The following is a 16,208-nucleotide window of genomic DNA, read 5'->3' as shown; positions in this document are numbered from 1 at the left end:
GTTGAAGGTGGGGCGAATCCGCTCGGCCCACCTTCTCTGGCCAACATTCCGATCTTGACGCTTGAGTGCACCAGGGATCGAAACCGGCTGCACGGCCGCCAATGGTGCGGGCTTTATGCGCTACCGCTGAGGCCGCGCAGAGGGCAAAGGCGGGTGCGCCAAGACTACCTTCGTCCTCTTTCTCCTGCCGATGCTCTTGCGCCAAGAATTTGCGCAACGAGCCAAAATTGAGCTGCCGCCCCCTACAATGTTAGAATTTGCATTTGGTAGATTGCCATAAACCATCCTGAAAATCGTCTCTTCAAACCCTATGGTCGTCTGCTAGACTTGCTCGGCAAGCTCAGGCTGGGCGGGTGCTGCGAAGGGGATGTGGCAAGCGGGATCGACTATCGGCAAACACAGCTTTGATGCGGGTACTGTGCTGTCGCGTCGCTTTCTGAGGAGGAAAGGATGATGATTGAAGAGTGTGCGTTGGACACACACGAACGCTTTTCAAGCACGCCATCAAGTAGTGCGATTACCTCTGCTCCTGAATTGAAAATGGCCAAGCCGGCCAGCGTGCCGCTGCACGGGCTCGAATTTTCCACCTCAGACCTGCCTCTCAAGGACCAGTTTGCAAGCTGGCGCGACAATTTTGCGCCGATGCTGACGTTTGCCACCTCAGACAAGCCAGAGGCCGGCTTTGACGGCGAACAGACAATCTGGGACCTGGGAAGCTTGGCATTCTCCAGAATACGTACTGAAGCACTTCAGTTCGCCAGCCTACCTGGGCATGTCCGCCGCGATTCGCTCGATCACTGGATGATGACCCTTCTGCTTGATGGCCGCTCCAACACGGTTGGGCCGACAAGAGTGCTCGATTGCAACGCAGGCCTTGTGCAGATCCATCCGCTTGGCCGGCCTTTCGAAGGCGCCGTCAGCGACAGCGAGATGTTGATGCTGATCGTGCCGCGCGACTTCTGCCGCGATGCGGTTGGCACACTGGATGCCGCTGAATTCTCCGCACTCGACTCTGGAATGGGGCGGCTGTTCGCCGATTTCATGGTCGGATTGTCGACCAGCCTGCCGACGCTCAGTACGGAAGACCTGTCAGGGCTAGTCCCTGCCATGCGCGCGATGATCATTGCCTGCGTCGCGCCCACCGCCGACCATCTTGACGCTGCGCAAGACCCAATCGGAACGGTTCTCCTCGAACGGGCTCGCCGGTTCGTCTCGGCCAATCTGTACGATCCCGAGCTTGGCGCCGAAACGCTGAGGCGTGCGCTAGGCATTTCGCGCACTCGACTCTACCGCTTGTTCGAGCCCACCGGCGGTGTAATGAGCTACATCCAGCACCGGCGCCTGCTTGATGCCCATGCGGCGCTTGCCAATCAGAGCGACGGCCGCAGGATTCTCGAAATCGCCGAAGAGCGTGGCTTCAGCGACGGCGCCGACTTCAGCCGCGCCTTCAAACGCAAGTTCGGCTATAGCCCAAGCGACGTCAGGGCGCGCGGGCTGGGCGAGGGTGGGGTCAAGCCGCATCGCGAGATCGAGGCCGACGCGCCTTCCAAGCGCTGGGGCGCACTCCTGCGCAGGCTTCAAGGCTGACGTCACGCACGGCCTGGCTCGGCTGGCGAAGATCTACTCGCGAAACATATCCGACGACGTTGTGCCGCTCCGTATGCGATCCGTATGCGCCAGTGCTCCACATTGCCCGGCATCGTGAGGCAAGCAATCCGACCGCGTTCGAAGGTCGTGGCACCTGCACCCTCGCGGCCAATCGGTGTGGAGGCACAAGATGCAAACGCGTGTGGGATCAGGGTGGGGAGGCGACGCCTCATTCGCTCAAAAGGGGAGGGTTCTTGTTCTCATCGGCCAGCGGCATGGATTTCCCGGTAAAAAGCCGGGGCCGGCCGCCCGGTCCTTTCAGGAGGCCGGCCGATGAACGTCGACGCGCTCTTGTCGCCGGCAGCAGCGTCCGGCTTCGGCCTGGGGCTCATCTTTTCGCTTGGTCCCCAGAACCTCATGCTCATCCAGGCTGGTATGACGCGCAACCATCCCTTTGCGGTCGCCTCTACCGGCTACGCCTCGGAAATCGCGTTGGTGATCATGGGAATTGGTGGCCTTGGCACGCTGCTCCTGCATTATCCGACAGTTTCCGCAATCTTGCAGGCGGGCTGCGCCGGGTTTCTCACATGGTGGGGCGTGCGCGTCCTGCGCAAGGTCAGCCAGGCATCCAATACCGAGGCCTATACTGCAGACTGCAAATCCCGTTTTCGCGCGATCGGTTCGATGCTTGTTGTAACGTGGCTGAATCCACTGGTCTGGCTCGAGGCCATGTTTCTCGTCGGCGTCTTTTCGTCCAGCTATGGCAGCGAGGAACAGACCGGGTTTGCCATTGGCTTTCTCTCGGCTTCCGCCATCAAATTCTATGGCTGGAGCCTGGCGGGGTTTAGCCTGTCAAGCTGCTTTGACCGCCCGATCTACCGCAGGCGGATGGATGCGGTCGCGGGCCTGGTTCTGATCTCGGCAGCCATTCTGCTGGCTGGAAACATCTTGAACGGCCTAGAGCCATGATCACATCTCAGCGCAGATAAGGAGCGACCAGGGCGCGAATTTCCCCGGCCGCCGCCGCGTCTCCGGCGGAACGCAGAGCCCGCTCGTAGCGCGCATAATCGTCGATCGCGCCTTCGACGTCATCGCGCAAAAGTCGCTCCCTGACGAGTGCTTTGCAGATGGGGCTGGCGTCCGGATAAAGGTCCAAAGCTCGGAGATAGACCGACCGCGCCGTAGCGGGGTCCATCTGGTGGCCGATCCGCAAGGCAAGATCGACCAGCTCGCGACGCACTCTATCAGCGGCGGCGAGAGACCAGGAGCGGGTCCGTTCGTGAAGAAACAAGGGGCCGGGGAATGCCTGGAAGAGCGCCTCGGCGTCCGGGGGCAATCCGTCTGTCTTTCTGCTTGCTGTCGCGATAGCCTTGAGCCGAGCTTCCCAGTCGGCGAGGTCGACCCAAACCTTGTTTGACGCAAGGCGAAGCTTGCCTTCGCGCTGGACGATGAGATCGGTCCCTCCCAACAGCTTGCGCAGCCGGTGAAGCGCCTGTTCGCACGCCGCCCGCGCCTGATCGCCGTCAAGGTCAGGCCAAAGCCAGTCCTGAAGACTTTCGAGCGAGCACGTGTGGTCTTGCGAGATCGCCAAGGCGCGGAGGATGTCGAGGGCTTTGGTCGGATGTTTGCTGCTGAGAATGAGAGGTTCGCCATCCAGCTCAAGCCGGAACCCTCCCAGGACCCGGACCTTGAGCGACCATGGCCAGGACGCCCGTGGCTGGCGCGGCGCTTCCAGCAGGCGTTCGCGGATCAAAGAGCGGCAGAGTTCGGGCTCGATGCCATGCTCAAGCGCGTCGGCGAGGACTTCGCTGAGCAGCTCTGGAAGATTGAGCAATATCATTGGCCAATGCGTGCCGCGAAGCTCTTCCAGCAAGGCCTTCAACCGATCGCGATAGTTCGGATCTTTGTCCCATGAATTCTCCAGCGCGGCGGCAGTTAGGATGCAGATCTCGGTCCGCTTGCGGGCACCGCCATCGAGCCGGGGCAGCAGGTCGCTGAGAAGTCCTGCGGCTTCCTGCGGTTTTCTGTCTGCCAGCAGCACCTGGAACTTGGTGATGTAGTGCGGCCAGCGCTCGACCATCGGCTCGTTGGCGGCCTCGATGGCAGCCATGAAGCGGTCGCACTCGCTGTAGGCCGCCGTGAAATCGCCTTGCCTGGCCGAAAGCGCGGCGCGACAGTCGGCGACAACAGCGACTTGCGTAGTGAACCGGCTGTCGGCGATCTCCGTCAGGCGCTCGACGATCTTGTGGAACTCGGAAAAATCATTGCGGAACTTCATCTGCATCTGAAGGTGATAGAGCCCGCCGAACTCCACGCCCCTGAGCGCCTCGCGCTCGCCGATCGCGATCGCTGCCCGCAACGCGGCTTCCGCTGATGGATAGGGAAAGTCCCTTCTTTTGTAGGGAAAGTAGCGGCCGCTTTTTGCTCCAAAGGCGACCAGCCACATGCCGAGGATCCAAGGCAGCACATCCTTGTCGCTCAGGTCGCCAACCACGCTGTCGACGGCTTTTGCGAAAAGGTCGGCGCGCATCGTCGAGACTGAATGTTCGATGAGCGATTCACTAGCCAGCAACCGCAAGCCGCTTGGGTCCTGCTCGGGATTTTTGATCAGCCGCTCCAGCAGTTCGGCTTCCAGCGCCTGTCCAGCCGCGTTACTTTGATAGTAGTCGTCAGCGAAGTTCAAAGCGCGCAACATGCCGATGCGCACCAGCAGTGCTTCTTCGGCCGGTAGTTCCGGAAGCCCTCGCTCGTTGAGCTCCAGCGCTCGCCGGGTCCAAGTGGAAAGACCTTCATAGGTTCGCCAGCTGTCCGTCTTGACCAGCACCGCTCGCGACACCGTCAGACACAGGCCGGGCAGATCGTCGGCTTCCTCGAAGGCATGCCATGCCTTGGAGAGCCAGCGCTCAGCCGCTGCGTCATCCGGCATATGGGCTACGCCCAGCCAGTAGAAATGCCAGCCGTTCATAAACGCCACAGGCAAAAGGCCGACCCATTCGATGAAGGTCGCCCGGCGACCTTGCGCCAGCACTGCCTTTGCGCGCCCCACGATGAGGTCGCTCGCCTCAGCCCAATCCTTGGCTAGCAAAGCAAGTGGTATGGCGTCGTCGTGGCGATTTGTGTTCACCAGAATCTTCGCCGCCTTTCGCCTGAGCGAGCGTTGCTCGTCCTCGGGCACGCTCCGCGCGAAGTGCCGGTCGAGAAAGTCCCGCAACAGGTGATGCATGGAAAAGACGTCGCCGCTGCTTTGCGTGCGCGTGACGAGCAACTGTCGCCGGTAGAGCCTGTCGAGCAGCTTTTCGGCGTCGGTCGACCCGATCATTTCGTTTGCTAGCGCCCCGCTGATTTCGGGCAGCAGGTTGAGCTTCATCAGCATGTCTTGATCGGTGGCAGGAAGCGAAGCGAAGAAATGGCGCCCGATAACGTCCGACAGCGTGTTGTGCGCACCGGCTGCCATCTCGTTTGTGTCAACAAGTCTCAAGGGCGAATTCTGATCCGCAAGGAGAACCAATCCGATCGCCCAGCCTTGTGCCGATGCGATGTCGACTGAAATGGCTGTGTTCTTCGAACGCAGCTGAACGAGATCGCGTGCTTCCGGCGTCGAGAATTCGAGCACCGACCGGTCGACCACGGCCATCTGGCTCTTGAGAACGAGGTCGCCAAGCTCCTGTTGTGGCAGCGTGCGCGATCCGCAGACACATCGGACCGTATCAGGAAGCTCCTGGAACATCACCGAAAGCATCGCCCGAAACTCGGGAGTATCGGCGTCATGCAAATCGTCTAGGACCAGGACGGTGCCGGGCTTCAGCCGGGCGAAAAAGGTCCTGAAAAAGCGTCTGGAAAACTCCCGTGGCTGTTCGGCGTACTCCACGCCGAACACAGGCATTTCTCCGGCAGCTGTCGGCGATTGGGTCAGATATTGGAAGAAGCGCGCGATATCCCGGTCACCTTCATCAACGCGGTACCATAGATGCTGAGCATCGATGCTGGCGAGATAGTCGACGATCGCGGTCGTCTTGCCATAGCCCGCCGGCGCGGCCACCCAGCACACGCCGGAGCGCGTCGCCCGATCGATCGCTTCGAGGACCCGGCCTCGTCTCAGCACCTCGGCACTGCGCGGCGCCGCAAGCTTGGCGATCCTGCCTGCACCCGAGGATTTGTGTCTCGCCGCAAAATCGACAATGTTTCGGGGGGGCATATGCACTCCCGTTCAACCAATCCTCGAGCACTGGTCGTGTCGAGGCAACCGTCCCGCCGCCTAGCTTGGCCTCAGCGTAGCGCAATCATCAGACAATTCGTAGTGATTACATAGTGAGTTTCTAATATGTGTCGCTAGTGCGTGGCTCATCACTTGGAATGGTCAATATTTTCGTTGCTGACAAACAGCGTGTTCGATGGTGCGACTGAGCAGCTGTGCGCGCCAGCTATCAATCGGTGAGGGGTTGATGCCGCGCGAAGGATAAGCCTAGCGGCGACCAGGTCGTACGAAGCGCGATTTGGGTCGTCGCGATGCAGTTGCTTCTTACACGACCGCCTCGACCTCGGTTGGCTCACCCTTGGACTTGTTCGAGATGGCGAACTGGGCTTTGGTCCAGTAACCTATACGACCAAATAGAGTAGTGCATTTTGTCTGCAGCGGTTATTTCTGTCTCTGCTTAAAGGAAATGAGGGCGTTGCTGGCAGAAATCCACTCCAGAGTCGGCACGAAATACCTCAAGGCGCCCCGCAGCCTCTCTGGCCAGTTTGCGTTGACCGGCGGTCTGGTCATGCTGTTTGCAATGACTCTGGCAGGTTTCCTGTCGTCCAGCATAGTCACCAAGGCCACTGTCGAGAACACCGCATCATCCACCGCGCTGTTCATGGACAGTTTTCTTTCCCCGCATTTGCAGGGGTTGGCCGACAGCGATGTGCTTGCCCCCGAAACCATAGCAGCCCTAGATCGCCTGCTGGGCGCTGATACCGGCAAGGAAAATGCCTTCCAGGATCGTTTTCCGCACCTTGAGATCTGGAATGCAGAAGGTCGCGTCATCTATTCGCGCTCGCCTGAACTCATTGGGCGAACCTTTGCCCCGCCGGCTGGCCTCGCCGCCGCGCTGTCCGGCCAAGTCGCCGCCCAGTTCGCGGATCTCGCCGCTGCGGAGCATGCCGAGCGTCAGTTCGATAGAAAGTATCTGGAGATCTACATTCCGGTCCGCGAGCATCTTTCGGGGCGCATCGTCGCCGTGGCGGAAATCCACGAGAAGCCCGACCTGCTAGAACAGCGGCTCTTTCCGGTCAGGCTGATGAGTTGGCTGACCACCGGTGCGCTGACCTTGCTGGTGATGCTCAGCCTCTTCGGGATCGTCTATCGCGGCAGCCGTCTGATCGACCGGCAGCAGGTGTCGCTTCGCCAGCGCATCGATGAGGTCAAGCAAATCTCGAACCAGAACCGCAAGCTACGCGAGAAGGCGGAGCAGGCATCGAGCCGGTTGGCGGAACTCAACGCCAGCTATCTGCGTCATGTTGGGGCGGAACTGCATGACGGACCGGCCCAACTCATCGGCCTTGCCTCGTTGAAGGTCGAGCATGTCCGCAAGGCAAGGAACCGCATCGAGCGGGCGAATGAACTGAAGGTGATGGACACCGTGCTCGCTGATGCGCTGCGTGACATACGTACCATATCGAAAGGCCTGATGCTGCCCGAGATCGAGGATCTGCAGCTCGGCGATGTGGTCAAGCGCGCCGTGACCACACATGAAGCAAGGACCAGCACCAAGGTCGAGGTGTCCTTTGGAAAGCAATCGCCTGAGGTGTCGCACGCGGTGAAGATCTGTGTCTATCGCTTCGTCCAGGAGGGCCTGAGCAATGCGGTCCGCCATGCTGGCAGCGAGGGCAATGTGGTCTCGTGCGGTTTCGAAAACTCCGTCCTTTCGGTCTCCGTGCTCGATCGCGGCGGAGCTCTTGACGGCGGGCTCGCGAAGATCGTCGCGGGCCTTGGTCTTACGGGACTGCGCGAGCGGGTCGAAAGCCTTGGCGGCACGTTCCAGCTCGCCAGGACGGCTGACAACGGAACCTGCATAGAAATGAAACTTGCGATCGGGGCGGAAGCGCAAGATGGCTAACAAGATCTCCATTGTGGTCGTCGACGACCATTCGCTGTTTCGAGCCGGCGTCATTCAGACGCTGATGATGGATCGCGGGCTCGACGTGGTCGGCGAGGGCGGGTCGGGAGCCGCGGCCATCGAGCTTGCCCAAAGCAAGAAGCCCGATATCATGCTACTCGACATCTCGATGCCGGGCAATGGCATCGAGGCGGCGCGTGAGATCGCGCTGCTCGATCATCCTGTCCGGGTCATCATGCTTACAGTCTCCGAAATCGATGAGAACATCATGAGCGCGTTGGAGGCCGGCGCCGTCGGCTATGTGCTCAAGGGCATCGAGGCGGCGCATCTGATCGAGGCGGTCAAGAGCGTGGCCGCCGGCAACTCCTTCATCTCGCCCAACCTCACCTTGCGGCTGCTGGCGAACGTCAAGCGACAATCGGTCCCGAGCCTGATGTCCTCGCTGTCGGAGCGGGAAAAGACCATCCTCCAGCTGGTTTCCAAAGGCATGAGTAATCGCGAGGTGGGCGAGCAGTTGGACATCCTGGAGAAGACGGTCAAATTCCACATGACTAGGATCATGGCCAAGATCAAGGCGCGCAACCGTGTCGAGGCAACGCTGATCGCGAGGCGCGAATGGGGAAGCGAAGAATGAGTGCCGCGGACGCGGGCCTTAACGCGTGGCAATGGCCTCGAATGCATCAACAGGCATGCCAAGATCCATCAACGCCACAGCCGGGAGGTGCGGTGCTGCAACCACGACAGCGTCTTCCGCCGTCACTCCATTGGCTACCACGTTAAAACCAGCATCCTTTTCGAAAGCTTCGGCCAATTCGGTCAATCAACGCGACACTGATTGGCTTCACGTTGCAGTCTTTCCTACCTGTGTCCGTTCCGTCGGCACCGCTTCATGAGACGTCACTCTTCGCGGAAGGCGCGGGCCATCTGATCGGTGAAGGGTTTGATCAGGTAGTTGATGGCGGTGACCTCTTCGGTCTCGACAAAAACCTCCACAGGCATGCCGGGAAGCAGGGACTGGCGCCCTATGCGCGTCAGGTCTCCGACGATCTCGACATCGCCGATGTAGAACGTATCGCCGCTTCTCGGATCGTGCTGAGCGGCGGCGGAGATATGGTCGACGCGGCCCTCGACCTCCGGCGTCGTCCTCTGATTGAAGGCCGAGAAGCGCAGCTTGGCTTTCTGGCCAAGGCCGATCTGATCCACATCCACGGTGCGCAGCCGCACTTCTATCTTGAGGTGAGCGTTGTGCGGCACCAGGGTGACCAGCGTTTCGGCCGGGCTCACGACACCGCCGACGGTATGCACCTTGAGCTCGTTGACGATGCCGCTGATCGGCGCGCGGATCTCGGTGCGCATCAGCCGGTCGTCCGTCGCGGTGTATCGCTCCTTGAGTTCCGATGTGGTGGCATCGACGCCGCGCAGTTCGCGCTGGGCTTCCGCTCTCGCGGTTTCCTCGATGCCGATGATCTGCAGCTGGATTTCGCTGCCCTTCGCGGCGGCGCGCGCCCGGCTCGCCTCGATCTCGCCACGCTGGCCCATCATGCGCGCCAGGTCGCGGCTGATCGTGTAGAGACGTGAACCCTCGACCAGTCCCCTGCCGGAAAGCCCCTCGATCTTTCCGTGCTCGGTTTCAACCAGCGCAATTTCCTCGTTGAGAGCCGAGAGCTGCGAGGCCAGTCCGGCGACCTCCTGGTTGAGCTGTTCGGCCTGCAGTTTCAATTGATCCTGCATCCGCATCCGGTTCTGCAGGTCGCGGTTGAACAGCTGCAGTTCTCCCATTGCGATGAGGGCCGTCTCAGGCGAGCCCTGAGTGAACCCGTTTGGAAAAATTATCCTGTCTCGGCCGTCGCGTTGCGATGTCAGGCGGGCACGGCGGCCGCCAAGCTCGTCGAGCTGCGAGCGGATGATCGCCAGCTCGGCGCGCGCCTGGACGTCGTCGAGGCGGATCAGCACGTCGCCCTGTTTCACTGCGTCGCCTTCGCGGACCGCAATGGCGGTCACGATGCCGCCGTCGCGATGCTGCACGACCTTGACATGCTCGTCGACTCTGAGGACGCCGGGCGCTATCACCGCACCCGAAAGCCTGCTGGTGGCGGCCCACGCGCCGCAGCCGCCCACCAGAAGAGCGCCGAAAACGGCGCCGAAGACGACACGCGACCGAAATCCGAAACCGCCGTCAGTCTTCTTTTCGGCGCCCGCGGGTTGGTTTTGCCTTGCCATGAGATTCCTCCAGCCGCTAGGCAACGGTGTTGTAGACATACGGTGTGTGGTGTCCGTAGATGTCGATCGACATTTCAAACTCGTTGTTCATGTCGAAGTCGACGTCGATGATGGTGTGGTCCATGCCGTCGAAGCGCTCGTATCTGATGCGGATGGGGACGTCATTGCCGCCGTTGGCTTGCCCTTCGTAAACGCGTGAGAAGAGATCTTCCGCCGCATTGCGCGCAGTCCCGGAAATCTCGAACTGCTCCACCATCACGCGATCGCCCACCATGAAGTCGATGATCTGGTGAACCAGTTCGCCGGCGCCGATGCCGCTAGAGGCCGCCATCGCGAAGGTGAACGTGTCGTCGCCTCCGGAGCCGGCAAAAACGGTGGACTGCCCGCCGGCCTGGAAATTGTCATTTCCCGAGCCGCCGATGATCTTCTCGAAACCGGTGATGATGTCGGTGCCGATTTCCCCGGAGGAAACCGTACCGTTGACCAGATCGACGGACACGCCCGAGCTTGCCCGCGACATGTCCAGCGCGTCGCTGCCGTCACCCCCGTCATAGACGTCGCCGTCGGCGTCGAGGGTTACGATGATGAGGTCATTACCACTGCCGGCGGATACCGTGTCGGAACCTGCTCCGGCATCGACGATATCGTCGCCGTCGCCTGCAAGCACGACGTCGGTGCCTGCTCCGGCGTCGATGACATCGTCGCCTTCCTCGCCTTCGAGGTAATCAGATCCATCGCCGCCGGCGATGATGTCTGCACCTTCGCCGGCAAAAATTGAATCGTCGCCGTCGCCACCATCCAGCGTGTCGTTGCCGGCATCGCCGTAAAGCGTATCGTCATGCTCGTCGCCGGCGAGGGTGTCGTCACCTTCGCCCCCCGAAAGCATGTCGCTGCCGCCGCCGCCATGCAGGGAGTCGCTGCCTTGGTTGCCCTGAATGATGTCGCGCCCTTCGCCACCCTCGGCATAGTCGGCGCCAGCACTGGCCAAGATGACGTCTTCGCCGTCGCCGCCAAACATCGAGTCGTCGCCGTCGCCTCCGTCCAGCGCGTCATTTCCGGCATCGCCGTAGAGCGTATCGTCATCCGCATCGCCATCGATGCTGTCATCTCCATCGCCTCCGGCCAACAGGTCGTCGCCGGTACCGCCAGACAGGGTGTCGTTGCCCCCGCCGCCTTGCATGATGTCACGCCCCTCGCCGCCTTCGGCGAAGTCGGCGCCGGTGCTCGCCATGATAATGTCGTCACCATCGCCGCCAAAGACCCTGTCGTCGCCTTCGCCGCCGTCGAGGGTATCGTTTCCGCCATCCCCGCGGAGGATGTCGTTTCCAATGTTTCCCGCGATACGGTCGTCTCCATCGCCTCCGGACAGCGTGTCGTCGCCTTCGTCGCCATCTATGCTGTCGTCGCCGTCCTCGCCATGCACTTCGTCGTCGCCCGCGCCGGCGCTCACAACGTCGTCGCCGCTGCCGGCGAACACGATGTCGTTGCCGGCTCCCGCCCGGATCGTGTCGTTGCCGTCGCCACCTCGGATGACATCGTCTCCGCCGAAGGATTCGATGGTGTCATTTCCGGCCAGTCCGTCGAAGACGTCAGCGGCCGCTGACCCGACGAGCCAGTCGTCGCCAAGTGTGGCTGAGCCGGACGGTGTGGGCGCCTCCTTGTCCACGACGTTGAAACTCGCCGAATGGGCAATGGTTTCCAGCCCGTCCGATACCGAATAGGTCACCTTGACCTCGCCGAGATGATCGGGATCGGGGGTGTAAATCCAGAATGCCTCATGTGCGGCGACGTGGCCGCTAGATACATGGACATCGGTCACCGTCAGCTCGTCGCCGTCGGCGTCCTCAGTGTTCATCAGGAGTTCGCTCAGCCCGATCAGGACGACTTGGGCTAACATCACGTCGTTGAGCCTGTTCTGGCCAGCCACGGTCGGGGCGCGGTTGCCACGGCGGGGTTCTTCGGGGTCATCGTCGGGATCGGGATCGGAATGGGGCTCGGGGTCGTCGCTCGGGTTCGAAACAGGTGTCTCAGCATCGCCGTCGCCGCCGATGCCCTTGTTCAGGGCCTCAAGCAGCTGCTCCAGCAAGTCGTCGTCGCCGCCGTCTTCCGGCTGGGCGGCCGCTCCGCCGCCCGTCCGGTTGGAGGAGGGCATAACCCGAGCGCTGGTCAATTCGAAAGAGGATGTCGCGCCGGCCTCGATAAGCGGCAACGTGTCGAGGTTGAACGGGTTGGATGTGACATTCATCAGTTTCATCGACAAAGGGAAGTCGACGACGTTTCCGCGTGTCGGAGCTTGGCCGAAGAAATCCAGAGGTTCCAGTCGTTCCGCCCTTTCGCGGTTCTCTTCGATCGATGACATGGCGTCGGGACGCACGGCGGTCGCGCGGCCGAAGTCAACCGGCGCACCCCCACTCTCGCTGCTGGACGGGCCAGGTCCGGGTTCAGGCTCGGAGTGAGTCTCTGCCCGCGCTGGCAAGGCGCTTTTGAAGTAGACCGCGATACCGGTCAGCAGCAAAGCGATGTAAATTGGCAACTTTGACAGCTTCTCGGCGGATTCGAAGGCAAAACGGCGTGCCGAACGGGAATCGGTGGTTTCCTTTTGCTGACGGAGCCCGGTGACTTCGATCATGACATTGCTCCTTCTCTGGCATTATTCGCTGCCGTCGGCTGCACGGAGGGTCGTCCGCCGACCGGTTGCGGTGCCAGGATTTCCGATTTCGGGCCGAAGGCGACCATCTTGCCGTTTTGCACCACAGCGACGAGATCGACAGCGGCAAGCGCGCTTGGACGATGGGCGATAATGATCGCGATGCCGCCACGGGCGCGAATGCCGCGGATCGCTTCCGTCAGGGCGGTTTCGCCCTCGCCATCGAGATTTGAGTTGGGTTCGTCCATGACCACCAGGAAGGGGTCGTTGTAGAGCGCCCGAGCCAGTCCGATCCGCTGGCGCTGCCCGGCGGAAAGCACCATTCCGGAAGGGCCGATATGCGTGTGATAACCCTCTGGAAGGTGGACGATCATGTCGTGCACCCCGGCGGCCCGCGCGGCGGAGATGACGCCCATCGGGTCCGGCTCGTCGGCATAGCGGGAAATGTTTTCCTCGATGGTCGCGTCAAGCAGGCTGACGTCTTGCGGCAGGTAGCCGATGAACTTGCCGACGGCGGCGTCTTCCCACTGTCCCATTTCGGCGCCGTCCAGGCGAACGCTGCCGCGCAGCACCGGCCAGACACCGGTCAACGCCCTCACGAAGGTTGTCTTGCCGCTGGCGCTCGGCCCGATCACGCCAAGCGCCTGGCCGGCCTTCAGTTCGAAAGCGACATCACTGAGCAGGATTCGTCCGGAAGAAGGGGCGACGACCGTAATCTTGTCGACGGTGAGGATCGACTTCGGCGTGGGAAGAATCATCGGCTTCGGCGTTTCGTTGAGGGCCGTCACCGTATCGACCAGCCGCCGGAAGGAATGCCGTGCACTGACGACGCCCTTCCAGTTGGTGATGGCGAGATCGATCGGGGCCAGGGCCCGCGACGAAGCGATGGACGAGGCGATGATCGCGCCGGCGGAAAGTTCGCCGATGATCGTCAGATACGCGCCAAGGCCGAGGATGGCCGACTGCAGGAGCATCCGCAGCACCCGCGATATCGCGCCGAACGTGCCGTTGATGTCGCTGCTTCGCGTCTGAAGGGCCAGATGCTCGCCATTGGCTTTCTCGAACCGCAGGACCGCCTTGTCGGCAAACCCCATGGCCTTGAGGATCTCCGAGTTGCGGGCGTTGGAATCGGCGATCGCGCCGCGGCTGACGCCGGATTGCTGCGCATGGCTCGACAGCCGCCGCAACATCAGCTCGGCGGCCACTGTCATCAGCGCCAGCACAAAGGCGCCGCCGAAAGTCAGGGCGCCAAGCATCGGATGCAAGAAGTAGGCGAAGGCCAGATAGATCGGAACCCAGGGAAGGTCGAAAAGCGCCATCGGCCCCTGCGATCCGAGGAAGGTGCGCACGACGTCGACGTCGCGTCCCCGCTCGAGCGACTCGGCGTTGGAAAAACCGTATCGCGGCATGTCGACCGCGACCTGGTGGGCGAGGGGAGCAAGCCGCTTGTCTAGCCGCGCGCCGACCCTGACCAGCACCTGCGAACGGATAACGTCGAACACGCCCTGGAACAGATAGAGGCCGATCGCGAGGACCGAGAGAGCCACCAGTGTGGGGATGCTGCCGCTGGTCAGCGCGCGATCGTAGATCTGGAGCATGTAGAAGGCGCCAGTCAGCGCCAGGATGTTGATAAGGCCAGAGGTGAGGAAGAGGAAAAGGCCGATGCCACGGAATTCCCTGGTGATGGTTTCGACACTGCGCCGGCGCGCGATCGATGCTGGCTGTTCCTTCGGCATGTGTCGTCCCCCCGAAATGGCTGATGCAAAAAGACGTCGAGAGGTCGGCCACGTTTGCGGCCGACCTCCGGCTTCATTGCTATGCGATGAAGCTTCCACCCAGTGTCAGGGTAACGGTACCGGACAAAGTGACCGAGAAGTCGGCTTGGGGGTCCGTGTCGTTGTTGCCCTCGATCACGGTGTTGCCGCCTGCCTGATAAGTCCGCAGTTGGCCTTGGCCGCCGAACGCCGTGTTGCCCTGAATAAGGGTTGTGAAGGCATTGTTGGCACCCCCGGACACTGCATCGATGGCGGAAAGATCAACCCGGTCGCCGGCCTGGAAGTCTGTAATCAGGTCGCCGTTTGCGGCCGCATTGGTTCCGAAGACAAACACGTCGTTGCCGCCGCCGCCGGTCATGGTGTTGAGAACACCGGCAGCGTTGCTTGCGGTGAAGGTGTTGACGCCCGCGCCGCCGATGACGTTTTCGACCGAATTGATCGTGTCGTTTCCGGCCCCGGTGACCGCGCCGGTCGCGAAATTGACGGACGTTGCGCCGGTCACCGCGGACATGTTGAGGGTGTCGGTGCCGGCGCCGCCATTGAAGGTGTCGTTGCCGTCGGTGTTCTGCGCAAGGAACGTGTCGTTGCCGTTTGCGCCGTTCAAGGTGTCGTCGCCGGTCAACCCGTTCAGCGTATCGTTCAATCCGCCGCCATTGATGGTGTTGCCCAGGGTGTTGCCGGTTCCGGCAAATGTGCCGGCGCCGGTGTAGGTCAGGTTCTCGAGGTTGGCGCCGAGCGTGTAGGATGCAAGTGCTGTCTCGACGGTGTCGGTTCCGGCATTCAGGAGCTCGTTGACGATGTCGCCGATCGCGTTGACGACATAGGTGTCGTTGTCGGCGCCGCCGTTCATGGTGTCGTTGCCAAGGCCGCCGTCGAGACGGTCGTCTCCGGCCAGGCCGGACAAGGTGTCGTTCAGGCCGCCGCCGATGATGATGTTGGCGAGCGCGTTGCCGGTGCCGGTGAAGGTGCCGCCGCCGAGCTTGGTCAGGTTCTCGAGGTTGGCGCCGAGCGTGTAGTTGCCGAGCGTCGTCTGCACCGTATCGGTGCCGGCGCCGGCGTTTTCGATGATCACGTCGCCGGCATCGGCGATATAGGTGTCGTTGCCGGTGCCGCCGGCCATGCCGTCATTGCCGGCGCCGCCGTCGAGAATGTCGTCGTTGTTGCCGCCGTTCAGCGTGTCGACCCCGATGCCGCCGTTCAGCGTATCGTTGCCGTCGCCGCCATTCAGCGTGTCGGCGCCGCCCATGCCGTTCAGGATGTCGTTGCCGCCAAGCCCGTTCAGCGTGTTGTTGCCGGTGCCGCCAGTCATCACGTTGGCCGCGTTGTTGCCGGTGCCGTTGAAGTTGCCGCCGCCGAGCTTGGTCAGGTTCTCGACATTCGCTCCGAGCGTATAGTTGGCCAAGGTTGTCTGCACTGTGTCGGTGCCGCTGGTGCCGCCGGCGCCTTCGATCACCACGTCGAGCGCGCTGTCGACGACGAAGGTGTCGTTTCCATTGCCGCCGTTCATGGTGTCGTTGCCGGTTCCGCCGTCCAGCGTGTCGTTGCCTTCGCCACCGTTCAGGATGTCGTTTTCACCGAAACCGCTGATGGTGTCGTTGCCGCCGAGGCCGGACAGATTGTCCTGGCCTTCGGTGCCGGTGATAGTTTCGGCCGCTGCGAGCCCCGCAACCAGATCGCCGACGACGATGGTGGCCGCGGAGGTCACGCTTTCGGCAAAGCCACGGTTATCCAGAAAGTTGGCGACCACGCGCACCTGCCTGTTTACCTGGGCCTGGCCGGGCGTGAAATTGGCATTCGTCGCGCCGGCGACATTGGTGAAGAGGCCCGTTCCCACGCCCGTCTCAACCTGCCATTGCCAGGTGACGCTGGCAGGGTTGAAGC

The 16,208-nt window shown here is 61.8% G+C and carries 10 protein-coding genes; 4 read left to right on the top strand and 6 right to left on the bottom strand.

The window, feature by feature from the left end; all coding sequences use genetic code 11:
- Window positions 1-540: 540 nt before the first annotated feature.
- A complete protein-coding gene (locus tag AC1DUU_RS08005) occupies window positions 541-1,587 on the top strand; it encodes a helix-turn-helix domain-containing protein (protein WP_476782888.1) in 1,047 nt (348 codons plus the stop codon).
- 333 nt (window positions 1,588-1,920) lie between these two features.
- A complete protein-coding gene (locus AC1DUU_RS08000; protein WP_476782887.1) occupies window positions 1,921-2,556 on the top strand; it encodes a LysE/ArgO family amino acid transporter in 636 nt (211 codons plus the stop codon).
- A 7-nt stretch (window positions 2,557-2,563) separates the two neighbouring features.
- Here the strand turns inward: AC1DUU_RS08000 and AC1DUU_RS07995 are convergent, their stop codons facing one another.
- Window positions 2,564-5,782 carry a winged helix-turn-helix domain-containing protein gene (locus tag AC1DUU_RS07995; protein ID WP_476782886.1) on the bottom strand — a complete coding sequence of 1,073 codons (3,219 nt, stop codon included), beginning with the start codon at window positions 5,780-5,782 and terminating at the stop codon, window positions 2,564-2,566.
- A gap of 475 nt (window positions 5,783-6,257) precedes the next feature.
- On the opposite strand from AC1DUU_RS07995, the gene AC1DUU_RS07990 reads away from it, so the two are divergent.
- Window positions 6,258-7,685, top strand: coding sequence for a sensor histidine kinase (locus tag AC1DUU_RS07990; RefSeq protein ID WP_476782885.1), 1,428 nt, complete (start codon window positions 6,258-6,260; stop codon window positions 7,683-7,685).
- Window positions 7,678-8,319 carry a response regulator gene (locus AC1DUU_RS07985; RefSeq protein WP_476782884.1) on the top strand — a complete coding sequence of 214 codons (642 nt, stop codon included), beginning with the start codon at window positions 7,678-7,680 and terminating at the stop codon, window positions 8,317-8,319. The genes AC1DUU_RS07990 and AC1DUU_RS07985 overlap by 8 nt, the downstream gene beginning before the upstream one ends.
- A gap of 18 nt (window positions 8,320-8,337) precedes the next feature.
- Here AC1DUU_RS07985 and AC1DUU_RS07980 read toward each other — a convergent pair whose 3' ends face one another.
- The 5 genes from AC1DUU_RS07980 to AC1DUU_RS07960 all read right to left on the bottom strand — a co-directional run.
- A complete protein-coding gene (locus AC1DUU_RS07980) occupies window positions 8,338-8,505 on the bottom strand; it encodes a helix-turn-helix domain-containing protein (protein WP_476782883.1) in 168 nt (55 codons plus the stop codon).
- Between the two features lie 77 nt (window positions 8,506-8,582).
- The gene (locus AC1DUU_RS07975) at window positions 8,583-9,905 is read right to left on the bottom strand and encodes an HlyD family type I secretion periplasmic adaptor subunit (RefSeq protein WP_476782882.1); all 1,323 of its coding nucleotides are present in this window, start codon (window positions 9,903-9,905) and stop codon (window positions 8,583-8,585) included.
- Window positions 9,906-9,921: 16 nt separating this feature from the next.
- Window positions 9,922-12,534 carry a calcium-binding protein gene (locus tag AC1DUU_RS07970; protein ID WP_476782881.1) on the bottom strand — a complete coding sequence of 871 codons (2,613 nt, stop codon included), beginning with the start codon at window positions 12,532-12,534 and terminating at the stop codon, window positions 9,922-9,924.
- Entirely contained in the window at window positions 12,531-14,288 is a 1,758-nt protein-coding gene (locus tag AC1DUU_RS07965) for a type I secretion system permease/ATPase (protein WP_476782880.1), read from the bottom strand. The genes AC1DUU_RS07970 and AC1DUU_RS07965 overlap by 4 nt, the downstream gene beginning before the upstream one ends.
- A gap of 79 nt (window positions 14,289-14,367) precedes the next feature.
- A partial coding sequence (locus AC1DUU_RS07960) for a beta strand repeat-containing protein (protein ID WP_476782879.1) occupies window positions 14,368-16,208 on the bottom strand: 1,841 nt, incomplete at its 5' end.

This window comes from Aminobacter sp. P4_H6_2, from assembly GCF_056400805.1.
The sequence above is the reverse complement of the archived record's forward strand: the minus strand, read 5'-3'. Positions and strand labels throughout refer to the sequence as shown.